The sequence below is a fragment of the Pantoea sp. PNA 14-12 genome, from assembly GCF_004364735.1.
Lineage (GTDB): Bacteria > Pseudomonadota > Gammaproteobacteria > Enterobacterales > Enterobacteriaceae > Pantoea > Pantoea stewartii.
In genome coordinates this window covers 1,624,174-1,649,270 of record NZ_SOAJ01000001.1, presented here as the reverse complement: position 1 = coordinate 1,649,270, position 25,097 = coordinate 1,624,174, and the positions used below count along the sequence as shown (strand labels likewise).

Sequence of the window (25,097 nt, the reverse complement as noted above, 5' to 3'; positions counted from 1 at the left end):
GGTTCTTCTGTACTGGCACAGGCTAACCAGGTGCCACAGACCATGCTGTCTCTGCTGCGTTAATCGCCGCACAGCCCGTCTGATTAAAAGCGCCCTCAGAAATGAGGGCGTTTTTTTTGCCAAATCAGTTAAAAAAATTTAAGTAATGTATAAAGTTTGTCCCCCGTTCGACGATAACAATAATGAAGGCGATAAAGCCGCAGCCCAAATCTGAACCCTATCATCATGAAGGATAATTATTATGGCAGTCATTAATACCAATACCCTGTCGCTGGTTACTCAGAACAACCTGACCAAATCTCAGTCATCACTGGGTACGGCGATTGAGCGCCTGTCTTCTGGCCTGCGTATCAACAGCGCAAAAGACGACGCAGCCGGCGAAGCTATCGCTAACCGCTTCAGCTCTAACATCAACGGCCTGACCGTTGCAGCCCGTAACGCCAACGACGGTATCTCTCTGTCGCAGACGGCTGAAGGCGCCCTGACTGAAGTGAACAACAACCTGCAGCGTGTACGTGACCTGACCGTTCAGGCGCAGAACAGCTCTAACTCAGCGTCTGACATTGACTCAATCCAGGCGGAAGTTAACCAGCGCATGGAAGAGATCAACCGCGTTACTCAGCAGACTGACTTTAACGGTATTAAAGTGTTGAATACCGGTTCAGGTTCTCAGACGTATAACTTCCAGGTTGGCGCAAAAGACGGCGAAACCATCGGTATCACCATCAGTGCAAGCAACGGTTTCAACCTGTTCAATACCTCTGGTGCGACTGCTCAGACAACCGGTCAGACTATCAATGGCAACGCGCGTACTACCGCGGCTGAAGGTTTTGACGTGATGAGCGGGACCGTAACAAGCGGTGGCACCACCGATGGTTCACCTCTGGCGGACATCGATGCGGCCATCAAAGCGGTCGACAACCAGCGCAGCCTGCTGGGTGCGTCTCAGAACCGTTTTGAATCCACCATCAGCAACCTGAACAACACCGTGACCAACCTGACCGCTGCCCGCAGCCGTATTCAGGATGCGGACTACGCGACGGAAGTGTCAAACATGTCCCGCGCGCAGATCCTGCAGCAGGCCGGTTCTTCTGTACTGGCACAGGCCAACCAGGTGCCACAGACCATGCTGTCTCTGCTGCGTTAATCGCCGCACAGCCCGTCAGATTAAAAACGCTCTCAGAAATGAGGGCGTTTTTTCTTAATCGGTCTAATTAGCCCGCTTTGCTATAGCTTTTCCCGCCCTAAATTAATACCCAAAAATTTACAATAGTCTGAAACAGGTAAGGTACTTACGTGCAGGATAGTGCTATGCACAACCAGAGGATGTCAGATGAACAGGCTTTTAATAAGCATTGACCGAGTTGAGCAGTTTTCTCTTCACGTGAATGAGGCGCTCGATATCATTGATGTTTTTTTACCCTGGGGATGGCAGGTGGATATTGTCACCAGTACCTATGGTAAAACGCTGTCGTTTGAACTGGAAAAGTACAAATCCAACCCGGCTTTCCGCATTATCAGTGATAAGCAAGGCACGCTCGCTGATGCTTATAGCCTCATCTGGGTCTATAAGGGTTTTATTGCACAAAAATTGTTACCCGTGCTGGAAACGTTAACAGGCACGGCCCCGGTTATTTTCCGCCACTTTTATGATTATCATGACATTTATATGCCGTGGGGCGCTGAGCTGGAAAATCAGCTCGCCTCCCTGTCATTGAGTTTGTCGCCTGTGGTATCAGAACGTTTGCTGCAAAACGGACTGCTATCCAGTCAGATCGCTGTTTTGCCGTTTACCGTTCCTTCCGCATTCAGTTGCTATCCATCTCGTAATGCCCGCACTGCGCTCAAACGCATACTTTATTACGCCCCGGATATTTCCGCAGAAATGTATGAGCTGCAACAGCAACTGAAAAGTCAGTCCATTACGCTGGAATGGTTCGACTGTAGCCAGCCTGTGAGTCGGATTGAGCCTGAGTGGCTGGATAACTACGATATGGTCATGGGTGGCGATGAAATTGTGGCCAAGGCATTAATACTGGGTATTCCGGTATTTTTAGCGTCTACAACCGGCGTGGAAGGTTATCTGAACGCGCATAACCTTCAGGAGTTTGAACAATCGCATTTTACCGTGGTGAATCTGCAGTTTTGCCCGGAGACGGAGGAGTGGATCGCCGCACTCAAACGGGGTTTCAGTGAAGCCGTGGCATGGACCCGGGCGAACCAGGGCCGCTTTGGCGATAAATGGACGATGCCTGCTGCGATCCAGACTATCCTCAGCCAGCTCCCTGCGCCCAAACGCTGGTCCATGGATGACCCGGCGCAACATGCGTTACGCTTTCACAGACAGTCCGTCCTGTCCTGGGCCGATAAAAATTACTCCATTGAACAGTGGCTGAAAGACAGGTCAATTACCGAAGCCCGACGCGCAGCGTTACAGTCATTTATTCAGTCTGTGCCCGAAAGTGGCGACATCGGGATCGTGATCATTGATGAAAACGGCGATGCCGCAGCCTGTGAACGTTCCCTTGCCGCCGTCAGGCAGCAAACATTGCCGCCCGCGACGGTCATGTTACTGAGCGATGTCGACATTGCGTTAAATGAGGGGACGATAAGCGCCTGTGCCTCAGGCTGGGTCGCTGAACTTAACGAGGTCGTTTATCACGAAACCGGGCCAGCTGCGCTGTTGCTGGTGATGGCAGGGGATGAGCTTTTGCCTGACGCGTTGCTGTTGCTGGCAGAGCAGCGTTTGCGACGCCCGGAAACGGCTGTGTGGTATGTCGATGAAACCTTTAATGATGATATGAATGAGCCGGGAGCGATTCTTCGTCCCGATCCCAATATCGATCTGTTAAGAAGTACGCCTTACGTAGGCCGCACGTTGCTGTTTGACCGCCGGAAAGTGCAGGCGGCGGGGAAGGGCGAGGATGCCGTCAATCCTATGATCATGTATGAATGGCTGTGGCGTTGCATTGAAAATCAGGGACCGGGCGCGCTTGGACATGTGTCAGATGTCGTAGTCAGAGGCCAAAAAGAGAACGGGCGCTGGCATGAAGCGCAGTCCTGTGAAGCCGGCTATCGGCGCGTTGTCGAGGCGCATTTACAGCGTTTAGGGATAAAAGTGTCACTTGATGCCGGCGTGAATCCCGGTTTTGCACGGGTGCGCTATCAGTGGGACACGCAGCCTCTCATTTCCATTATCGTCCCCACGCGTGACCATGCCGCCTTACTCCGTGCCTGCATCGATACGTTGATGGAGAAAACGCGTTATCCCTATTATGAATTACTGATCGTCGACAATCAGTCCGTGGATGCGCAGGCCTGTACCTTTCTCAACGATCTCGACAAACTCAATATCGAACAGATTAAGGTACTGCGTTACGACGCGCCGTTTAATTTCGCCGCCATGCATAATCGCGCCGCAGAGCAGGCGAAGGGCGATGTCTTGTTGTTCCTGGATAACGACTGCCAGATTACGCAACCTGACTGGCTGGATGCGCTACTGGAGCATGCACTGCGGCCAGAGGTCGCATTAGTCGGGGCGCGCCTTGAATACCACGATGGCCGGGTTCAGCACGGCGGTTATCTGCTGGGGGTACAGAACGGCGTTGACAGTCCGTGGGAGGGGATGCAGGAACATGCCAGAGGTTTCCAGAGCTACCTGCAAACGGAGCACAATCTTGCTGCAGTGAGTGGGTCCTGCATGATGGTCCGTAAAGACGTGTTCTTTAGTCTGGGTGGCTTTGCTGAGAACGATTTCTCGCTTTACTTCGCGGATGTCGATTTGGGGTTACGTGCGCAGCAACAAGGTTACTTAAACGTCTGGACGCCGTGGTCGCGTGTTCGCCATATGGGCGGTGCAACGCGGTTGATGCCAGAAAAGTTCAACGTACAGGAAAGGCCGTTTCAGCATGACTATAGTCGGCTTCGCCAGCAGTGGCGCGCCACGCTGTTAAAAGATCCCAGTAACCATCCGCTGATGCAGCGGGCAGGTAAACCGTTTACGCTGGGTGCAGGGACGGCGCGTTTTCAGCAGCCGCTGCCGGGCAGGCCACTGCCTGTCGTGCTCGCACACCATGTCGACTGGCAGGGATGTGGCAATCACCGCATCCTGCAACCGTTCAAGGCCATGGAAAGTCAGTTGCTGCTTGAGGGCGGACTGACTCAGCAAATTCCCGGCGTAATGGAAGTCGCACTTCTACAGCCTGATATTATTGTGCTGGAGTCGCTGAGTGGCGGCCGTTTCCCGTCGGTCATGGCGCAATATCGCGACGTTTGCGATGCCAAAATTGTGGTTGAGTACGACGACTACCTGCTCAACGTACCGGTAAAAAATGGCAACCGTAACCAGTTCCCTAAACAGATTGTCAAAAATCTTCGCAAAGTAATGGAGTGCGCGGACTGGGTGGTTGTGTCAACCGCACCGTTAGCGGATGCCTACAGCCGTTTCCATCATGATATCCGCATTGCACAGAACCGTCTCGCAGAAGGTCAGTGGGGCCATTTGACCAGCCAGCGCGGCGTGGGGCGTAAAGTGCGTATCGGCTGGGCGGGCGGCAGTACGCATGCCGGTGACCTGCAAATTTTGCTGCCGCTTATCAAGGAGCTGGAAGACAAGGTTGAATGGGTTTTCATGGGAATGAAACCGCGGGGCGTGCACTGTGAGTTCCACACTGGCGTGCCGTTTGATATGTACCCAGAAAAGCTGGCCAGCCTGAACCTGGATCTGGCGCTGGTGCCGCTCGAAGTCAACCAGTTCAATGAATGCAAAAGTAATTTGCGGTTACTGGAGATCGGCACCTGTGGCGTGCCGATCATTGCCACCAGTATCGAACCCTATCGTTGTGGCCTGCCCGTCACGCTCGTTGAAAACCGCTTTAAAGACTGGATGAGCGCTATACGCGCGCACCTTGCGGATATGGATGCCACTCGTCGTCTGGGCGATCAACTTCGCGCGGCGGTCCATCAGGACTGGTACCTGAGGGAGCAGGGATTAAACGAATGGCAGAGAGGTTGGCTTTCTGCCTGAGACAGTGGCGGCGCGTCGTCCTGATGATGACGCCGTCGTTACATGACCGGACATAACGTCTCCATAGAGACACACAACGTTCAGGCAACGCCAGCTTTTCATTGTCGCGCCTGTAGAAAAAGAGGCTGTTATGCGTGGGTTCACCTTTCCTTACTTACTTCTGGCACCGGATTACATCGAATCTTCATCCGGCGTTCAGGTTATCCATCAGCTCTGTCACATGATTAATGAACAGGGCGGTAAAGCCTGGATGGTTAATTGCCGCGTGAATCCAGAATGGAATACGCCGGTGATAAACAGTGAAGACTGGAAAGTTATTCAAAACAGCGGGCAACCCTGGATTGCCATTTACCCTGAAATCGTATCGGGTAATCCTCTTTCCGCGCCCGTATGTGTTCGCTATATGCTGAACCGGGAAGGCGTGATCATGAATAACCGGATCCATGAAGGACCGGATGATTTATTTTTCTGGTACCGCAATGAGTTTGCTGAAAAAGCCGTTGACCCACAAATATTGGGAATCGAATCCTTTGATCTGCAATTATTTTGTGACGACAACCCGCAGAAAGACCTGAATATCCTCTACCTGAATCGTGTGCCTGAGTCGGTCGTTGATTTCAGCCAGCTACCCTCGGATACCAAAATCTTGTCCATGGCAAACCCATTGACGCTGAAAGAACTTGCCGTTGTGCTCAAGCGTACGCGCGTATTTTATTCGTATGAGTCCTCGGGCACCTGCGCAATGGCGATTTTATGCGGAAGTCCTGTAGTTGCGTTAACCGCACCGGGTTATGAAAAGTATGCCATTACGCAGGAAACCGTGCGTGACAACGGTGGCGCTGGATTTTGCTGGGAAAACACCCAGGAAGCTATTGATACCGAGCGCCAGAATTTATGGAAGATGCGAGACTATTTTCTGGTCCGACGCGCGCGAAGTCAGCAACAGTTTGAAAACTTCGTTACGTTGACACAAGAAAAGGCCGAACAACGTGCCGCGCAGGATAAGCGACACGCTTTGAATGACTGGCTGTATAAGCGGCAACTTCCGGCTCCTGCTGAAGAGGTGCAGAGTCCTTCATCACTGCCACTCCTCAGAATGCTGATTGCCGTCCAGCCAGGCAGCGAAGCGGACAGGACCTCGACGCTGAATGCCTTATTGCCTCAGTTAGATCAGGTAACAGGATGCGCCGTTTTACTGGCGACGCCGCAGGAAACGTGCCACGTTTCTGACGATCGTGTCTTTCAGACTCGGTCTGATGTGTGGCTGAATGAAATGAATTGTCATCTGGAGCAGAACGTTTACGACTGGATATACGTCGTTCCTGCCGGGTGTCAGTTTACAGCGGAAAGTTTACGACTCCTTGCTGAGGCCTTGCACAGCAGAACGGGATGCGCCTTTGTTTACGCGGATGAAGGCCTCTCTGACAAGGAAGGGAAAATTCATCCTCATTTTAAACCTGCATTTTGCCCGGACCTTTTTCTGAGTCAGCCTTCACTCTACCTTAAGCGCGGGATCTTCGCGCGAAACGCCTTGATGGCTATCGGCGGGTTTAATGCTGATTTATCCGCGTGCTATGAGCTGGATGCGATTACGCGACTGTTAGCTACGCGCGATAGCAACGTGTTTGGTCATGTTTCAGAGGTCTTTACCGTGACGCCTCTGAACAGCTGTGTGGCACAGGATCTGCAGCAGGAACATGCTGTGTTGCAATCTTATCTTCAGCAGCAGGGCTTCAGCCGGGGTGTAGTGGAGCACCAGCCGGGTAAGCCGTGGCGGTTAAAATACAGCACGGAGCCGGTTATTTCGCTCAGCATCATACTTGTCGCTGGCACAGATATCCATCAACTGCAGTGTTGCATCACTACGTTATTTGAACAAACCCATCAACCGGTATGCCAGTTGATTGTTATTGTGACGCCGGCGACCTCTGAGGCCATCACGGCCTGGCTGACGACAAATTTGTCAACAGCGTCGGTTAACATCAACATCCTGAAAAGTCATGGCAGCCAAACCCAGGAAGCGGCGATTAATGAGGCAATAGGGCAGGCAGAAGGCGAGTTTCTGCTGTTGTTGGATCCCCGTGTTTTATTTGTCAGCCGCGGCTGGCTGGAGGCGCTGGCATGTCATGCCCTTCGGCATGATGTTGTCTGCGTCGCGCCTCATATTATCAACCTGGACAGTCAGATCTTATGTGCCGGAGAAATTCTTGGGGTCAGGGGCCTGGCCTTCCCTGTTGGTTATGCCGAAAGATGGGGCAATGCAGGCTACCTGTCACGCTATCAAAGCGACTGTAGTTATTCGACGTTGGCCACAGACTGTCTGTTAATCAGAAAAGACAGATGGCTGGAGGTCGGTGGATTTGATACGGCTTATACACAACCTCTGCTGGCCAGACTGGACCTGAATCTGCGACTGGTTCAGCAGGGCGGTCGGGCAATATGCACACCTTACAGCGTTGTAGCAAAACAGGAAGCCGTGACGGACTTTCCGCCACAATATGCGTTGTCGCCTTCACAGGAACTTGACCGTTTCTATCACGCCTGGCTCCCTGTTCTGGCAGATGATCCGGCTTATAATAAAAATTTAAGCCTGAACAGAACCCTTTTTACCGCAGACAGCACGTTAGTCACGGGCTGGAGCCCGCTCAAACCTGGCGAAACACGCACCGTCATTTTTATCGCGCAGGATCAGAATGATACTGGCGTGCAGCGATTTACCACCGCGCTGGACAGGCTGACGAATGCCGGTGGCGTCAAAAGCGTGCTTCTTGAACAGATACCCTCCGCGCCAGAATTATTGCGGCATCATCCTGACGAGCTCGTTATCAGCGGCGAACTGTCGGATCTCGCCTGCCAGACAATCAGGCAACTCAAAAACGCCATAACCTGCCGTGTTCATTATCTTATTCAGGACGATCCGAATGCGCGGAAATATAAAAAATTAATTGAAGATAATGTTATCGATAACTGGCTAACGTACAGCGATGCACTGGCCAATTGGCTCAAAAAGCGCCATAAACCTGTCGTTATTCTTCCCAATGTTTTAGTGCAACCCTGTCAGGATAGGGTTAAGCAGAAAAAAGACAAATGCCGTGTCGTGTGTTTCACATACGATCTCAGGAAGAAAGATTGTGAATTACTGACTCCAGCGATAACGGCAAGTGCGGAAAAGCTTGACTGGATTGTCATTGGACATTGTCCGCCGGAATGGCTGCCTTATATCAGGGAAACGTACCGTTTTCAGACTGAGGCCCGCCTGGTCGCGCAGTTGCTGCATTGTGACGCCGATATCGCCGTGCTTCCGCGCTGCAACAATGATGAAAACCGTTACAAAGATAACAACGTACTCATGCAGTTAGCGGTAATGGGGATACCGGCGATGTATAGCGATCATCCTACATTCGGTGAGTCCGTTCCCGGCTGGAGAGTAAAACATAACCCGAACGCCTGGAAAGAGGCTATCGCAACGCTTTGTGCTGATACGTCGCTGAGTGACACGCTCAGTCAGCAGTTGAAAGAAAAAGCGTATAACGAGGTAAACCAGGACGCGCTTATGACACTTTTCGGCCGGATACAGGCGTTATCTGAAGCCACTCAGGCATAAAGGACGTGCAGAGACAACGCGCCAGATAAAAGCCCTGTACGCATTCAACAATTATTTAAGGTCAGGAAGTTATCCGATGAAGATAAACAAACCCTCATCAAATGTGCTGGTGACAAGTCCTCTTCTGCCGCCCCTGGAAGAGTTCCTGCCTTATCTAGAACGTATCTGGGACAGTAAACAGCTCACAAATGGTGGTCCGTATCACCAGGAGCTGGAACGGGCCCTTGCCGATTATCTCGGTGTCGAGCACCTCAGTTTGTTCGCGAACGGTACCCTGGCGCTGGTGACGGCGCTACAGGCGCTCAGAATAACGGGGGAGGTGATTACCACTCCCTATTCTTTCGTCGCGACATCCCATTCCTTATTATGGAACGGCATAAAACCCATATTCGTCGATATTGATCCTGTTACCTGCAATATCGATCCTGAAAAAATCGAATCCGCCATTACGCCTACCACCAGTGCAATTTTACCCGTTCACTGCTATGGCATTCCCTGCGATGTCGACCGCATTCAACGTATTGCCGACAACTACGGTCTGAAAGTCATCTACGATGCCGCGCACTGTTTTGGTGTTAAACAAAAAAACGTCAGTATCCTGAATCACGGCGATCTTTCTGTTTTAAGCTTCCATGCGACAAAGGTATTTAACACGTTTGAAGGCGGCGCCATTATCTGCCCGAATGAAAAAATCAAACGACGTATTGATTATTTAAAGAATTTTGGCTTTGCCGATGAAACCACGGTGGTTGCGCCGGGTATCAATGGCAAAATGAATGAAGTTCAGGCGGCATTTGGATTACTCCAACTGAAGCATGTGGATTCAGCGCTGGCTAAGCGTAAAGTCATCTACGAAAAATATCAGCAGGCATTAGGGCATATACACGGACTTACGCTACTACCGCTCGTTGATGAAACCGACTGGAACTATGCATATTGCCCGGTCTTTGTTCACGCGGGATTATTCCCGATGACGCGTGATGAACTGTATCATCACTTCAAAAGCCAAAATATTTATGTCAGACGGTATTTTTATCCGCTCATCTCCGATTTCCCGATGTATAAAGGCTATGAATCATCGGCTCCTTCAAATTTGCCGGTGGCCAGTCAAATTTCTCAGCAGGTGTTGTGTTTACCGGTGCATCCGAACCTGGCGGAAGCGGATCAGGATGAGATTATTAACATTATTATGCGTGCCAGCAATGTGAATGCTGCGTAAGCCTTCAATCCGGATCTTTATAAGCCCGTCAGGCAAAAGGGAACATGCTTTTGCCTGACGCTGCACATCTCACATGCTTTCCATCTGCACGATCTTGCTTTCTTAACCGTTTCTCATCTCAAAAATCGTTGCTGACAGCGGTATATCGAAAAAGAAACGGGAAGGGCACAGACGACGGATACAGGTAATGAGAACAATTCTGCCCGGCTGATACGCGAGAGCCGGGCTGATGCAAAAAAAAATCAGGCAGGAATCGCGTACAATACCAGTTCAAAAGCATGAACAGGATGATGGGCGCGGAGATAAAATCGATACCCGGGCATAATGCTTTTGATATAAGCAGGAATCTTTATAAGATCATCCGGTTTATGATAAGCGCTGATTGCCAACAGTGGGTAACAGCGTTGAATACTATTTTTCGCCCCCTCCAGCGCAGAAAGCTCAGCGCCTTCAATATCCATTTTGATAAATGTCACCTTACTGTCCGCAATAACGCTATCGAGTGTGGTTAATGCGATACTGTTAGTCGTGACCTTTTCAGTAATTTTTGAATCCAACGCTTTTCCTGAGTCGAAATACAGCGTTGTCTCTTCACTCCATACGCCTGCCTGGTGGCATTCACAATACGCTTTATCCGCTGTAGCGGCACACAGCAACGGATAATTGACGTTGTCAGGTTCGAAGGCAAAGATTTTTTTCGGCGAAGGGAGTCCGCGGGTGGCCAGTGCGGCTTCGAAAGCATTCACGCTGTCACCATTATAAGCGCCACAGTCAACAAAAACCTCGGACTTACTCAACGCGACAATGTCGGTTGGGAAGTAATGGTTCTCATCATACACTGTTTTAATATAGTCAGGGCGTGCGCTAATACGCTGATTCATGAATGCGATAAACGTCTCGCGAGATTTATCATCACCAAGACTTTCATATAAGGAATGCAGGGCGTCAGCATGGGTCTGACAAAAATCATAGGAAATAATATCTTCGGTGTTTACGCCCGTAAAAGAGGGGTCATAGACCAGCACTTCAGATTGAACGTCTGATAATGAATTCAAAAACGCCGGATCCACATACTGTAGTGCAATAATAAAATTATATTTTTTATTGGTGTTGAGCAAACTTTCCAGAGGCACAACAGTCAGTTCGTTTAACGTTTGACCAGGAGAAAAATACATTTCATTGACCGCTACATAATCGATATGCAAGTGATTACGCGCCATATATTCACTGGTCTTGGTAGCCAGACAGCCTGCGCCAATGAGGACTACCGGATTACGGTTTTGGTACATTTTCTCCAGCGTAACGAGAAAATGGTTATTTTTCTCGACTATTTCACTAAGAAAACTCATGAGGAACTCCGTTATATTTTATCTTTTTATTGTTTAAAGGGTACATTTTTGCTGACTTGTTGCACTTTTCGCGGCACTTTCAAGAAAGTGAAGCCCGCGAGCCGCAACGTCTGAACCCATCACGTAATCGTTAGGTTCCCCTCTCAATGCAGAGGCAATGTCAGCATAATAATTGGCAAATGCTTCAATAAAGCCAGCAGGGTGACCCGCTTTAAAACGGCAGTAACGTGCATCAGCAGCAACAATGTTGTCATTGGCTGTGCGATCGATAACAGAACGACTGCCTTGCAAACCGCTGACATACAGGAATTCAGGATCCATCTGGAGCCATTCTGCGCTGCCCTGACTTCCCATGACGCGAATCCGCAGGCCATTTCGGTATCCCAGAGCGGCTTTGCCATACCAGTAATTACACGTCATACCGCTTTGATAACGCGATAAGATATGTACGGTGTCGATAACGCCGGGAATTTTGGCGTACGTATCATTGATCGCATAAATATCGACGGCGTGATCCCCGGTGATAAATTCAATAAGCTGGTGAACATGAACGCCAAGATCGAGCGAAACGGTTGGAATGACGGCATCCTGCTGCCGCCATCTCTGCGGTTTTGGCACATCGCCATGCTGATTATGGCGTGCAAAACCTTCCTGAGGCATTTCAACCATGACCTGCTGAATGGCCCCGAAATCGCCGCGCTGTACGCGCTTTTGCAGTTCGCGCACCATGGGATAGCCACTGTAATTGTAAGTGACAAACAATTTTGCCTGATGTTGGTGCTCGCTGTTCATGATGTGCAAAGCGCTTTGATGGCTTTCAACCATCGCCTTTTCGCAAATTACAGCCAGACCGTTTTCGAAACAGGCGGTGATAATTTCATGATGGTCAGGGGTGGGTGTTAACACCGCAACTGCATCAAGATGATGGCGCTCCTGCAAAATAAACGCCTGAATACTCTCGTAAATACGTTCAGGATGAATATTCCAGCTCTCACCGGTGTGACGATTCTGCTCAGGATTGCGGCTAAAACAGCCCGCCACAAGCGTAAAATCCCCGTCGAGCTGTGAGGCAATTTTATGGGTAAGACCAATAGCCGAATTCGCGCCACCGCCAATAAAACCAAGTTGTAGTCGTTTTTTCATATCGGTTTCCTAGTACTTACCAAGCGTAAAAAAATTTTTTAACTGTGGTGTGAAGCGGGCCAGTTCATCACGTTGGTGGAATTCAGCAAAAATAAGCGCGGCGCGATCGTGAGGCGCGCGCTGGATTCTCTCGCCTGTTTTCTTAAGTGGCAGAAAAGAAAGGATATTGGCCGGTAATGCTGCGAAGCTGACGGAGGTAAAGGTTTGTTCCTGATCAACAGACACAGTATGGCGAGCGATTAATCTGACATGTTCGGGACGCCGACTGGCTGGCGTAAAAGGCGTGCCGGTAAAGGCATGGGTGAACCAGAGTGAATAAGGCGTGTCTGTAGAATATTCAATGAGTTGATTATACAGGTCACCCGGGCATCGGCGTGTCATTTCTATCAGAGAAAAGCTTTTACCATCCGAGATAAACTGAGTGTGCAGTAAACCATCACAAAGCCCGAGCTCATCAACGAGTGCCTGTATACAGTCGCTGACCTGGTCTTTTATCGACGCAGGAAGATTGAGGCTGAGGCTACTACTGTTTACCTGCCAGGGGTAAACGGTACAAAATTCATCGACAAAATATTCGACCGCCACTTTTCCATTCACGATAAAAGCGGAGTGGCTGTGTAAATCGCCAGCTATCCAGCGCTCTATAAGCGCCTGGCCACAGGATGATGCCGCACAGGCATCTCGCCAGGCGGCGGAGATGTGTTCGCGCTCAGCCACCAGTGAAATCCCTAATCCGCTGTAGGAATCGACAGGTTTTATCATCAACGGTAACGGAAGTTGCGCCGCCTCTTCAGGACAGCTCACGGCCACAGGGACTGGATAACCCTTATCCTGTGCCCACTGGCGGAAGACGTCTTTTTTAAAAATAATTTCTGCTACATCAGGGCGATCAAAACCGCGTAAGCCCATTGCCTCAGCGACACTGGCACCCGTAAGGTAAGACACATCGGTAACACCAGGCAGAAGTGATGTAATATTGAGTGATTTCGCCAGGGTCAGTACGTCCTGTACGTTGGCATAATTCAGGCAAAAAGAGTGGGCCGCGAGTTGATGACCCGGATCCTGCGGTTTGCCGCTGCATACGGCTGTTTCATAACCGGAATGCTTAAGTGCCATCAAAAGAGGCATGGCAGCAAAACCGGCATCCAGCATAAGTGCTTTTTTATTACTGCTCATTATGATTTGCCTGAGGTGGTGCAGCTAACACATTGTTTAGCTGGCAAAGTTTTTTCCTGGTATGGATGGGGTGCCAGGCGCGCTTTTATAGCAGATTGTAATCCCGGCAGGCCGAACTGATGCCGTAAATAAAGCCCTTTTTAGTGTGTATTTAACGCAAACGGGGACAGGCAGGCTCGTCAGGAACCGCGCTTCTTTCTGGCGGCAACGTGAATGTTTTATGCAGAGTCATAATGACCGGAATGGCAGAGACAGGCAGACGCCACAAAGCGATATAACGCTGTATTAATACAGTAAAGCAACATCGCAGTATTGATTGCATTGCCGCCGTGACTGAATGGTACTGTTTTGTGTGCTGACAAGCCTGATCGATAAGATGCATCTTCAGGCTTACAGCAAAGGCTCAGAGGTTTTGATAGCCGGATTTCAGGCTACGATAATAAGTGGAACGCAGTAAGGCTTCTGAGAGTTGTTCACGCGGTTGTGAAGAAAAGAAGTGATAGTTAATTTTACAGGCCAGAGAAAGCCCTGTTTCGCGCATCATGAAATAATGCTGTTCGCCACTGCCTACCTCTGGAGCAATATAGTTTTTAAGCAAATCGTTGCCGCCAAGATCGAAGTTCTTATTCTCTTTAAATAAATCAAAAAAGATTGCACTAAAGAAAATGCTTAAATGTTTGTTATTGGGGTGGCTTACCGTGCTGTAGCAATGTTTATCTTTTAACAGGGCGTCCCGATAAAAGTCTGAATAATCAAACGCCACCTTACCTTCTTTGAACAACCGCTGGTAGCGATTAGCGTCGTCCATGATCATGTTATGCTGCCTGGCCTCGTCGTAACTGACATTGTGGTACGCAGCAACGGCATCCGCACAGGCATGTGCGGTCAAATAGAGATGCAAAAAACGGTAATCAACATACACCATTAAATCGGGCACGGCAGCAGAATAATACCCTAGCTGCGGTGCTGATACGCTTGATTCCATTGTGGGTAATATGCGGATATCGAAATACTCGGTCAGTTTCGCGGTTGACAGCAAACCCCAGCGTTCAGAATGATACTGCATATAAATATGATCGCAGCTTTCAAGTTCGTGCATCAGATTGATAATGTCTCGCTGAGCATCAAGTTTATACAGAGGTGTATTAACAACGTGTGTTATTGCGCCACGATGAAGCTCAGAATAATTACTTAATAACTGACCAACGACTTCGAGCTGACAGTTACCAATCGTTGCTACTTTCATTACATTATCTCCTTATAAAGTATTCGCGTAGGGAAAGGGGGTCGCCAGGTGATTCAGACAGAGGCGAAGTTTATCCTGCCAGTCTGAGGGGGGGATGCCCATGGTGCTGAGAGCGTCGCTGTTCATCACACTGCGCGCCGGCCGAATCGCCGCAGACGGATAGTGCGAGCTGATAATGCCATGCACGACCACGTCCTGTTGCGCCGCGACAAAGATTGTCTGAGCGAATTCGCACCAGCTGACGGCAACGTCGCCACAATAATGGTAAAGACCATGCTTTTCGGGCATGTCGGCGAGCGTGATCATGGCCTGGGCTAAATCACCCGCGTAGGTCGGACAACCATACTGATCGTTCACCACATGTAACTCGGAACGTGTCTGCGCCAGACGAAGCATGGTACTGACGAAGTTATTACCGTATTCGCTGAACATCCATGAAGTACGGATCACGATCGCCTCGGGCAGGACCTCAAAGACGCGCTTTTCACCTTCCCACTTACTCAGGCCGTAAAAATTAATCGGGCAGGGCGGATCCTGTTCGGTATAGGGCGTTCTTTTCACCCCGTCGAAAACATAATCTGTGGAAATATGAATGAAACGCGCCCCGATCATTTTGGCGGCCTGAGCCAGATTTTCAGGGCCAATCGCATTGATCTTTAAGGCACGTGTCCGGTCGGTTTCTGCTTTATCAACGGCGGTATAAGCCGCTGCATTCATAATGACATCGGGCTTAAATTTTTTAACCACGCGCACAACGGCAACGCGATCGGTAATATCCAGTTCCGCCGAACCACACGCCAGCGTAATCCAGTCGGCGGGAAAACGATCCAGTAAACAGCGCCCCAACTGACCATAAGCACCTGTAAGTAAAACGCGCATTACACCAACTCCTGCAATGAGAGTCCTTGTTGATTTTTCACCGATAATATCGGCTGTTCGACAGACCATTGAATCGCAACATCAGGGGCATTCCACATCAGGCAGGCTTCATCCTTAGGATTGTCATAGTGAGGACAGGTATATTCAAAATCAGCAATGTCCGGGCGCGAGACGAATGGATGCAAGTGCATCAAGAGTGAAAGGGGAAGAGAGAGCATGGGCTTGTCATAGACCGGCAGCAGTTGCTCAGAGACGCCACAGGTCACCGGATGCAGTCGGGAACCGGTTCCGCCTGCCAGTACTATGCCTTTCATCATTCGCTTCCTTCATAACTCGTCTGCGCGTGCAGCGTGATGGTGAAAGAATACGAGTGTTCGAGTGAAAGTAATGGCACGAATAACCGACAAAAAAGCGGGTAAAGTCAAGGATAAGTCCGTCCCCGCATCCATAGCGGCTAATGAAATAAATCAGCATAAGCGAAGCGGGCACATTTTATCGCGCAGTAATGCAAATCGCGTCAACCAGAAGGAAGTGATTGTGGATTAGAGTTTTCGGCGCGATAAAAGTTGGATAAACGTTACAGTTCATACAGATGGTGCCGATAACACTCTTCAGGATAAGTTTAATTTGGCTACAACTTCGCGTGTTCTGGGGTGGTTATGCGCTTCAACTATGACCTGCTACCGGGTGAACGGCTTTCCTTCGAGGAGATCGCCCGGCGCTATGCACAGCAATACCCTGATGAGAAAGAATTAACAGCGCGAGCGCTGCTGAGTCCTTCGACCAGCTTTCGGACGCTAAAGATTCGTGCTGTCTTCGCACAGGAAGAGAGCAACAGTCCGCTGGAAGACCTGTTATTTATTGCGAACGACAATGAACGTAAAAATTACCTGCGCCGTTTTGAGTATTACCTGAAGCAGCAGGCTCCTTTTCACTATTTCCGCCGGGGAGAGCAGGACAAAGCGGAGAATTTGTGGAAAGTGATTGGCCAAAGCTACGTATATGCCATGATCGATCCCCATTCAGCACAGGCGCAGAACCTGATCAACAGCCGGGGATACAAACTGGTGCTGATGCGAGAAGACGGCGACGATGCCTGGTGGCAGTTGTTTAACATGCACTCCAATCCGTGCTTTCCGCAATCACAGCGTATCCAGTTTATTGTGGTACTGAGTACACCCGGACATAAAACACCCGCCGCAGTGATGCCTGGTACTGAAGTCGGGCGGCGGGTAAAGGCTAAAGTGCTGCAGCGAGCCAGCCAGGCCGAATTTATGGCCGCCGTGAAAGCCCGTTATGGTGCCTGTGTCATTACCGGCACCAGTCTGATCGATCAGCATCCGTGGCCATGGGTGGAAGCCTGCCATATTGATACGCGAGAGAATGATGAAGGTTTTCTGGCGGATAACAGTGTGGATAACGGATTATTCCTGCGCAGCGATTTACAGCGACTTTTTGTTAACCGAATGATTAGTATTGATGGTGATTCCGGCAAGGTCCGTTTTAATGGGGATGAAAAAACCCGCGAAAGCATTAGCCCTTTTTATCAGGAAATGGAAGGGCAGGTTTGTGCTTTATGGGACAGCGTGCCCTCCGCCACTCGTCAACGTTTACTGTCATTAGGTTAGCCTGTTGAGACAGAGCGGAATCTTCCGCTCTGAAACATCACAAATTTGAAATAACCTCGGTTTATCCCGCCTATTCTGCCAATCGAAAGTCCTACAGAATTGCATAATCATGCCGATAACTTCATTAACGCAGGGTAGTCAACGTGAACGATCTCTATACCGCCGAAGGCGTGATGGACAAACATTCGCTCTGGCAGCGCTACGTCCCACTGGTGCGTCATGAAGCACTGCGCTTGCAGGTTCGCCTGCCTGCCAGTGTGGAACTTGACGATCTGCTGCAAGCCGGGGGCATTGGTCTGTTGAATGCGGTGGAGCGCTACGACGCGCTTCAGGGTACCGCCTTTACCACGTATGCAGTCCAGCGCATTCGTGGCGCAATGCTTGATGAGCTTCGCAGCCGGGACTGGGCGCCACGCAGCGTCAGACGTAATGCACGTGAGGTAGCCGGAGCCATGCATCAGGTTGAGCAGATGCTGGGTCGGGCCGCTTCCGAGCTGGAAGTTGCGCAACAGTTGAATGTTTCGATAGAAGAGTACCGGCAGATTCTGTTGGATACCAACAACAGTCAGCTCTTTTCATACGACGAGTATCGGGAAGAACACGGTGACAGTGCGGAGCTGGTGACGGAAGGGCACGAAGAGGCCAATCCACTTCATCAGTTAATGGAAGGGAGTCTGCGTGAACGCGTCATAGAAGCGATCGAGGCGTTGCCTGAGCGCGAGAAAATGGTGCTGACACTGTACTACCAGGAAGAACTGAATCTTAAAGAGATTGGCGCGGTACTTGATGTCGGGGAATCCCGGGTCAGCCAACTGCACAGTCAGGCGATTAAACGCTTGCGTGCCCGACTTACGGGAGCGCGCTAGAAGGCTCAGTTCCTGGAGATCTATAAATATAAGAAATCGGGGACTCAACAGTGGGAGCCAAAACCAAAGCCAGACCTTTAAGTCGCTATCTTAAAGACTATAAACACAGCCAAACCAATTGTTCACACTGTGGCAAAGTACTAGACCGAATGGCGCTGGTTTTTCGTGGCCAGATCATCAATAAAGAGGCCATCGCACGGATGGACCAAATGATTGATGAGCCACTCTGGCTAAAACTGCAGCCAGAATTAACGGCACTTTGTCGTTTTTGCAGCGATATTTTTTGTAATACACATCCTAACTATTTTGACATTATGGCGTTTAAACAATATCTGTTCGAGCAGACGGAAATGAGCCCAAGCACGATTCGTGAGTATGTGGTTCGGTTACGTCGGCTTGACGATATGCTGAAGGCGCGAAATTTTCCGGCAGAAAAACTGAAAGGCAATAGCTGGCATCAATGCCTGGAAAAAGATTTACCCGATGCAGGCAACAATAATTATCGAATTGCGCTGCGCAAATACGACCAGTTCTTAGGCTGGCAGCAACGTTAAGGGAAAAATGCCGGGCACAGGATGCACGGTCAGTCGATTTCCCGCCCCACGTTTCTTCTCACCATCGGAAGAAACGTGGGGATGTTGTGCATTCCCGTCTTCCACGTTCCTGACCTCAATTCAGGATGATCCTTTCTTCATCTTCTGTAACACTGTAATGATAACTGCTCTGTGCCTGACTGGAGGCCGCATTGTCTTTACATCTTATTCATCAGTTTCCCCGTATTGAACTTCTGGGTGCGCCCACGCCTCTGGAATTTTTGCCCCGTCTGTCGGACTTCTTAGGTCGTGACATTTTTATCAAACGCGACGATGTAACGCCGCTGGCGCTGGGCGGCAACAAACTGCGCAAGCTGGAGTTCCTGGCGGCCGATGCGCTGCGTGAGGGGGCCGATGTGCTGCTCACCGCCGGTGCGATCCAGTCTAACCACGTGCGTCAGACCGCTGCGGTCGCCGCCAAACTTGGGCTGAAATGCGTGGCATTACTCGAAAACCCCATCGCGACCCAGAGCGAGAATTATCTCACTAACGGTAACCGGCTGCTGCTGGAACTGATGGACGTTGACGTGGTGATGGTTGAGGCACTGACCGATCCTGCCGCACAACTGGCGGAACAGGCGGAACGCCTTGAGGCGCAGGGTTTTCGACCCTATACCCTGCCTGTTGGCGGATCAAACGCGCTAGGCGCGCTGGGTTATGTAGAGTGCGCCCAGGAGATCGTGCATCAAAGTGAAGGCGTGGTGGATTTTGCTGCGGTAGTCGTCGCGTCTGGCAGTGCCGGAACGCATGCGGGGCTGGCCATTGGGCTGGAACACCTCATGCCGCAAACCGAGCTGGTGGGCGTGACCGTATCGCGTCAGCGTGATGAACAGCTGCCGAAAGTGGACGCTATTCGTCAGGCGCTGGCATCGCAGTTGTCGGTAGAGGCAAAGGCCCCGGTGACGCTGTGGGATGACTACTTTGGGCCACGCTATGGCGAGCCAAATGAAGAGGGCACAGAGGCGATCAAGCTGCTGGCCCGGCTGGAAGGCCTCCTGCTCGACCCGGTTTATACTGGCAAAGCGATGGCGGGGTTAATTGATGGGATCAGTCAGAATCGTTTCCGCCGCGAAGGACCGCTCCTGTTTGTGCATACCGGCGGTGCGCCCGCGTTATTTGCTTATCACCCTTCGGTCTGAGACGTCGCGAAAAAAAGGTTTATAATCCGGCCGTTATTTTGCTGTCTCAGGTAAATAACGCCCATAATGACAGAGCGGCAAACGGGGTTTAGCCGCTCAACAGCACACTCACGAATAATAAATGGGGTACACATGGCTTTCTCACAGATTCGTCGCCAGCTGGTGACGGGAATGATGGCGGTTGCGCTGGTTGCTGGCGTTAGTGTTAAAACCTTTGCCGCAGAAGATTTGCTGCAGCAAGTGAAAAGTAAAGGCGAACTGCGTGTGGGCCTGGAAGGCACTTATCCGCCTTTCAGTTTCCAGGATGAAAAAGGCAAGCTGACCGGATTTGAGGTGGAGTTCGCCCAGGACCTGGCGAAACACATGGGTGTGAAAGCCGTGCTGAAACCGACAAAATGGGATGGCATGCTGGCCGCGCTGGATTCCAAACGTATCGATGTGGTGATTAATCAGGTCACCATTTCCGATGAGCGTAAAAAGAAATATGACTTCTCCACGCCGTACACCATTTCGGGCGTGCAGGCGCTGACGCTGAAGAAAAATGCCGGCAGCATCACCCGCCCCGAAGATCTGGCAGGTAAAAAAGTGGGTGTCGGTCTGGGCACCAACTACGAGCAGTGGTTACGTGCAAACGTGAAAGGTGTCGATGTTCGTACCTATGATGACGATCCTACCAAATACCAGGATCTGCGTTCAGGTCGCGTTGATGCGATTCTGGTGGACCGTCTGGCGGCACTGGATCTGGTGAAGAAAACCGGTGACACGATGGCCGTTGCTGGCCCTGCGTTCTCGCGTCTTGAAGCGGGCGTTGCACTGCGTAAAGGTAACGAAGATTTACTGAAAGCCATTAACCAGGCGATTGCAGAGATGCAGAAAGACGGCACGCTCAAAAAGCTGTCTGAGAAATGGTTTGGCGCGGACGTTACGCAATAATGCAGGAAAGTTTACAACTGGTGCTGGAGTCAGCACCATTCCTTCTTAAAGGCGCGCTGTTTACGCTTCAGCTCAGTATTGGCGGGATGTTTTTTGGGCTGATACTGGGCTTTGTGCTGGCGCTGATGCGCTTGTCGCGCTTCTGGCCCATCAGCTGGCTGGCACGTATCTACGTGTCGATTTTTCGTGGCACGCCGCTTATCGCTCAGTTGTTTATGATCTACTACGGTCTGCCCCAGTTTGGCATTGAGCTGGATCCAATTCCTTCCGCGATGATTGGCCTGTCGCTGAATACAGCAGCCTATGCATCGGAATCGCTTCGTGGTGCCATTGCGGCGATTGAGCGCGGACAGTGGGAAGCGGCGGCCAGCATTGGCATGACGCCGTGGCAAACGCTGCGCAGGGTTATTTTGCCTCAGGCTGCCCGTACCGCCTTACCGCCATTGGGTAACAGCTTCATCAGCCTGGTCAAAGATACCTCACTGGCGGCGACCATTCAGGTACCGGAGTTATTTCGTCAGGCCCAGTTGATTACCTCACGTACGCTGGAGGTATTTACGATGTATCTGGCGGCCTCGGTTATCTACTGGATCATGGCTACCGTGCTGTCTGCCTTACAGAACCGGCTCGAAGCACACGTTAACCGTCAGGATCAGGAGGCGAAATGAGTGCGATTGAAGTGCGCCAACTGGTGAAACAGTTTAACGGCCAAACGGTACTGCACGGCATCGATCTGGATGTTGCGCCGGGTGAAATTGTGGCGATTATCGGCCCGAGCGGATCCGGTAAAACGACGCTGTTGCGCAGCATCAACCTGCTTGAAGTGCCTGAGGCCGGGCGCATCAAAGTCGGCGATATTACGATTGACGCCAGTCTGGGGATCAATAAGCAGAAAGAACAGGTGCGCCAACTCCGTCAGCAGGTGGGGTTTGTGTTTCAGAACTTCAATTTGTTTCCGCATCGCTCGGTGCTGGAAAATATTATTGAGGGGCCGGTCATCGTCAAAGGCGAAACCAAAGCGGACGCGGTCGCGCGGGCGCGTGGTCTGCTTGAAAAAGTGGGATTGCAGGGTAAAGAAGACAGCTATCCACGTCGTCTTTCCGGCGGACAGCAACAACGTGTTGCCATTGCCCGCGCGCTTGCCATGCGGCCTGAAGTCATTTTGTTTGATGAACCGACCTCGGCGCTGGATCCCGAGCTGGTGGGCGAAGTGTTGAATACGATCCGGGCGCTGGCGCAGGAAAAGCGCACGATGGTGATTGTGACCCATGAGATGAGCTTTGCCCGTGATGTCGCTGACCGGGCGATTTTCATGGATCAGGGCCGCGTGGTAGAACAGGGCCCGGCCAAAGCGTTGTTCAGCGCTCCTCAGCAGGCGCGTACCCAACAGTTTCTGGATAAATTTCTTAATCAATAATCCCCAAAATGCCGCCCGACACGGGCGGCGTTTTATTTATTTTTTTCCTGCCTGCGCGCTCAGTTTCTTCTGAAAATTTACGGCTGGTCTTTCCTTAACCTGTTGTTATCGCTTCGGTTATACTGAATGATATTTCAATGACGTAACAGAGTGTAAATTTTAAGACCTCCCCGATTGAGGTGACAGTGAAAATATTAATAATTCTTCACAAATTCATCGCGCTGTCGGGACGTTATAATGACTCACCCCAGGAAGGAAATCCTCTGGATCAATACCCTCAAAGGAGGGTGCATTTTACTTGTCGTACTGCATCACGCCATCATCACCACGTTCGCACCCTCGCTTCATCATCTGACCGCGGGTCTGCTACCGGCACAAGGATGGGTGGCGTTTAATACCTGGCTCTCGCCGTTGCGTATGCCCGCTTTCTTCTTTGTGTCTGGGTTGCTGGCCGCTAACGCGGTCGTGAAGAAAAGCTGGCAGGAAGTGTTTACGAAAAAATTCAGCAATATTGTTTACCTCTACCTGCTGTGGGGCGTGATTCAGTGGCTGAGTATCCACTACATTTCCACCCATTTAGGCGAACGGCTGTCCAGTAGCAAAAATGCCGCCTATGCGGATTCGCCTCTTGAGTTTATTAAGCTGCTGATGCTGTCGATGACCAGCCTGTGGTACCTGTACGCGCTGGCAGGGTTTTTCCTGGTGACTAAGCTTTTCCATCAACAGAAAAGGGTTCTGCTGGCGGCGGCGATAGCGGCGAACTACGCTGCGCAGTTTAACCTGATCCCCGGATGGGGCCCGGCCAGCGTGGCGCAGAACTCTCTGTATTTCCTGCTGGGCGTATTTTTCAGCGCGAGGCTAATTGAACTGAGCGCCCTCAAGGGACGTCACTGGCTGTGGCTTGGCGCGATTGCACTTGTCGGCATCGCCCATCATGCAGGTGGCATCTATAAAAACCCGTTTTACAGCCTGCTGACGATCGTGTTTGGCATCGTGCTGTGTCGTTTTCTCAACGCGCATTTCAGAATGACCTGGCTGAACGCTATCGGTCGAAATACATTACAAATCTATGTGTTACACCGCATTTTTATCGAACTGCTCGGACTGAGCGCTATCACACTGGCCCTGAATTTCGGCTGGTTCGGCAATGCTGGCTTTAGCTGGGCCTGGGCGCTGCTGATGCCGGTGACCGGTGTGGCGGTATGCACACTGCTGTCGCTGCTGGTCTGGTCGTTACTTAATCGCGGGCCGGGACGTATGCTGTTTCTCCATCCACGCCTGGTCAGTCAACGTCAGCCCGAAACGCAAACCTTATCCTGAAGATCCGGGCCAGCGCGCTGGCCCCTTTTTTCATCCGCCAGATCACTTCTCCGTTGCCCGTCATGCCCGTCATGCCCGCGAGCCCGGAGCCAGGTCAGCGCACGCCTGACCGTGAATCCATTTTTTATCGGGTAAACGGGATAAAAGCGCCTACGTCAGTCCGTACGGTACGCCTGTTGAAAGCAGGGCAGAGCCTCGGTTTATGTCATAAGGATAACCAGACAGGAAAGGAAAAGGCGTCTGAATAACGCGCTTGCCGGGCGCAGTGTCAATAAATCCCTTTAAGTGTAAAGTACGGTCCGAAACGCACCGCAACGCGGGTATTTAAGACTTTCGCTACATTCAGCAGAAAGAACATACGGAATACTTTTCGCACAAGAGAAGGCGATGTGAATTGCCGTTTCACCGCAGCGGAAATGTGCCGATGATGAGCAAAGAAAAAGAAGAAATTGCCTGGATTAATACACTCAAAGGCCTGTGTATCCTGCTGGTTATTCTGTATCACACGGTATTACCCGGCTTTGATAATACGGTAACACATCTGACCGCGGGCCTGCTCCCGGCTGAACTGTGGGTCCGGTTTAACCTGCTACTGTCGCCGCTGCGCATGCCCGCCTTTTTCTTTGTATCGGGTCTGCTGGCCAGTCATGCCATTCTTCACCGGCCCTGGCAGTCTGTCGCCACCAGCCGCATTATGAATCTGTTTTACCTTTATCTGTTATGGGGCGTCATTCAGTGGGGATCCATTTCCGGCATCGCGACGGAAATTACCGGACAGCGTATTTCGCAAAATCTTAATGCGGCCTATGCCGGTTCGTTTTCAGAATTTCTCAGACTGACCTTTCTCGCCATGAGTACCGCCTGGTATTTATATGGTCTGGCACTCTATTTCCTGTGCGCCAAATGGTTTCAACATTACAAAATCCCGCTGCTTATCGTAGCCGCTGTGCTGAACTATCTGGCGGTCGAAAAGAGTATCCCGTTCTGGGGACCGCAAAGTCTGGCGCAGTATTTTATCTTTTTTGTATTGGGCGCATTTTGGTGGGCACCCATGCTACGACTGAGCGAAGGGCGACGGGAGAACAGGTTGCCGTGGCTGTTACTGGGACTGCTGGCTGTACTACAGGGCCTGCTTGATTTGAACAGCCGTCTTTTTCTCTGTCTGATTGCCATTCTGGCCAGCGTGGCCGCCTGCCGATGGTTAAGCCAGCTGGGCTGTATGGCCTGGCTGAACTGGACAGGCCGCCATACCTTACCCCTTTACATTATTCACCGTATTTTCATTGAATATTTCGGGATGACGGCGATTTTATATGCGCAACGTCACCAGCTTTTTGAGCTGACAGGCTTTTCATGGCTTTGGGCCTGTCTCTATCCTCCGGTGATGGTTACGATCTGCGCCTTGTGCTCCATGGCGGTCTGGTCATTGCTGAATCGGGGACCGGGACGCGCGCTGTTTCGCTTGCCACATCTGATGAAACGGCCTTCTATTCCGGCAGCCTGACCGTTGTACGCATGTCAGCCACCTGTCTCTGCGGCGCGTCCGGATTGCGTATGCG

Annotated in this window: 19 protein-coding genes and 1 pseudogene; 13 read left to right on the top strand and 7 right to left on the bottom strand. The window is 51.0% G+C overall.

The genetic code is table 11. From position 1 onward, the window contains the following. Positions 1 to 241: 241 nt before the first annotated feature. The 4 genes from C7434_RS07790 to C7434_RS07775 all read left to right on the top strand — a co-directional run bounded on the left by C7434_RS07790 (position 242) and on the right by C7434_RS07775 (position 9,849). A complete protein-coding gene (locus tag C7434_RS07790; protein ID WP_039342628.1) occupies positions 242 to 1,147 on the top strand; it encodes a flagellin in 906 nt (301 codons plus the stop codon). Positions 1,148 to 1,333: 186 nt separating this feature from the next. Beyond that, positions 1,334 to 5,026 carry a glycosyltransferase gene (locus C7434_RS07785; RefSeq protein ID WP_033742059.1) on the top strand — a complete coding sequence of 1,231 codons (3,693 nt, stop codon included), beginning with the start codon at positions 1,334 to 1,336 and terminating at the stop codon, positions 5,024 to 5,026. Positions 5,027 to 5,156: 130 nt separating this feature from the next. Continuing rightward, a complete protein-coding gene (locus C7434_RS07780; RefSeq protein ID WP_033742057.1) occupies positions 5,157 to 8,630 on the top strand; it encodes a glycosyl transferase family 2 in 3,474 nt (1,157 codons plus the stop codon). 76 nt (positions 8,631 to 8,706) lie between these two features. Then, on the top strand, positions 8,707 to 9,849 hold the full coding sequence (locus C7434_RS07775; protein ID WP_039342620.1) for a DegT/DnrJ/EryC1/StrS family aminotransferase: 1,143 nt from the start codon (positions 8,707 to 8,709) through the stop codon (positions 9,847 to 9,849). 242 nt (positions 9,850 to 10,091) lie between these two features. Here the strand turns inward: C7434_RS07775 and C7434_RS07770 are convergent, their stop codons facing one another. The 7 genes and pseudogenes from C7434_RS07770 to C7434_RS07740 form a co-directional block, all read right to left on the bottom strand. Beyond that, the gene (locus tag C7434_RS07770) at positions 10,092 to 11,198 is read right to left on the bottom strand and encodes an FkbM family methyltransferase (RefSeq protein WP_033742052.1); all 1,107 of its coding nucleotides are present in this window, start codon (positions 11,196 to 11,198) and stop codon (positions 10,092 to 10,094) included. Positions 11,199 to 11,231: 33 nt separating this feature from the next. Beyond that, positions 11,232 to 12,341 carry a Gfo/Idh/MocA family oxidoreductase gene (locus C7434_RS07765; RefSeq protein WP_033742051.1) on the bottom strand — a complete coding sequence of 370 codons (1,110 nt, stop codon included), beginning with the start codon at positions 12,339 to 12,341 and terminating at the stop codon, positions 11,232 to 11,234. 9 nt (positions 12,342 to 12,350) lie between these two features. Then, the gene (locus tag C7434_RS07760; protein ID WP_033742049.1) at positions 12,351 to 13,517 is read right to left on the bottom strand and encodes a carbamoyl-phosphate-synthetase; all 1,167 of its coding nucleotides are present in this window, start codon (positions 13,515 to 13,517) and stop codon (positions 12,351 to 12,353) included. 403 nt (positions 13,518 to 13,920) lie between these two features. Next, entirely contained in the window at positions 13,921 to 14,763 is an 843-nt protein-coding gene (locus tag C7434_RS07755) for a WcbI family polysaccharide biosynthesis putative acetyltransferase (RefSeq protein ID WP_033742047.1), read from the bottom strand. Between the two features lie 12 nt (positions 14,764 to 14,775). Further along, complete coding sequence (gene rfbD, locus C7434_RS07750; protein ID WP_133745290.1) at positions 14,776 to 15,642, bottom strand: dTDP-4-dehydrorhamnose reductase; 867 nt, start codon at positions 15,640 to 15,642, stop codon at positions 14,776 to 14,778. Next, on the bottom strand, positions 15,642 to 15,833 hold the full coding sequence (locus C7434_RS07745; RefSeq protein ID WP_226374530.1) for a dTDP-4-dehydrorhamnose 3,5-epimerase family protein: 192 nt from the start codon (positions 15,831 to 15,833) through the stop codon (positions 15,642 to 15,644). The genes rfbD and C7434_RS07745 overlap by 1 nt, the downstream gene beginning before the upstream one ends. Beyond that, a pseudogene (locus C7434_RS07740) lies at positions 15,831 to 15,959 on the bottom strand (sugar phosphate nucleotidyltransferase); the annotation flags it as partial. The gene C7434_RS07745 and the pseudogene C7434_RS07740, both read right to left, overlap by 3 nt. A 342-nt stretch (positions 15,960 to 16,301) precedes the next feature. Here C7434_RS07740 and C7434_RS07735 point away from each other — a divergent pair. From C7434_RS07735 to C7434_RS07695, 9 genes are all read left to right on the top strand, one after another. Next, complete coding sequence (locus tag C7434_RS07735) at positions 16,302 to 17,270, top strand: HNH endonuclease signature motif containing protein (RefSeq protein ID WP_006118886.1); 969 nt, start codon at positions 16,302 to 16,304, stop codon at positions 17,268 to 17,270. A gap of 143 nt (positions 17,271 to 17,413) precedes the next feature. After that, complete coding sequence (locus C7434_RS07730; RefSeq protein WP_133745289.1) at positions 17,414 to 18,136, top strand: RNA polymerase sigma factor FliA; 723 nt, start codon at positions 17,414 to 17,416, stop codon at positions 18,134 to 18,136. A 50-nt stretch (positions 18,137 to 18,186) separates the two neighbouring features. Then, on the top strand, positions 18,187 to 18,690 hold the full coding sequence (gene fliZ, locus C7434_RS07725; RefSeq protein WP_033742041.1) for a flagella biosynthesis regulatory protein FliZ: 504 nt from the start codon (positions 18,187 to 18,189) through the stop codon (positions 18,688 to 18,690). A 191-nt stretch (positions 18,691 to 18,881) separates the two neighbouring features. Next, the gene (locus tag C7434_RS07720; RefSeq protein WP_006118889.1) at positions 18,882 to 19,868 is read left to right on the top strand and encodes a D-cysteine desulfhydrase; all 987 of its coding nucleotides are present in this window, start codon (positions 18,882 to 18,884) and stop codon (positions 19,866 to 19,868) included. Positions 19,869 to 20,000: 132 nt separating this feature from the next. Then, positions 20,001 to 20,801, top strand: a complete 801-nt coding sequence (gene tcyJ / locus C7434_RS07715) for a cystine ABC transporter substrate-binding protein (protein ID WP_033742037.1) — start codon at positions 20,001 to 20,003, stop codon at positions 20,799 to 20,801. Next, complete coding sequence (gene tcyL, locus C7434_RS07710; RefSeq protein ID WP_006118891.1) at positions 20,801 to 21,469, top strand: cystine ABC transporter permease; 669 nt, start codon at positions 20,801 to 20,803, stop codon at positions 21,467 to 21,469. The genes tcyJ and tcyL overlap by 1 nt, the downstream gene beginning before the upstream one ends. Then, positions 21,466 to 22,218: an L-cystine ABC transporter ATP-binding protein TcyN gene (tcyN, locus tag C7434_RS07705; RefSeq protein ID WP_033742035.1), complete on the top strand. Its 753-nt coding sequence runs from the start codon at positions 21,466 to 21,468 to the stop codon at positions 22,216 to 22,218. Before tcyL ends, tcyN begins: the two co-directional genes overlap by 4 nt. A 237-nt stretch (positions 22,219 to 22,455) precedes the next feature. After that, positions 22,456 to 23,538: an acyltransferase family protein gene (locus tag C7434_RS07700; protein WP_033742034.1), complete on the top strand. Its 1,083-nt coding sequence runs from the start codon at positions 22,456 to 22,458 to the stop codon at positions 23,536 to 23,538. A 424-nt stretch (positions 23,539 to 23,962) separates the two neighbouring features. Continuing rightward, complete coding sequence (locus C7434_RS07695; RefSeq protein ID WP_033742227.1) at positions 23,963 to 25,042, top strand: acyltransferase family protein; 1,080 nt, start codon at positions 23,963 to 23,965, stop codon at positions 25,040 to 25,042. Positions 25,043 to 25,097 lie beyond the last annotated feature (55 nt).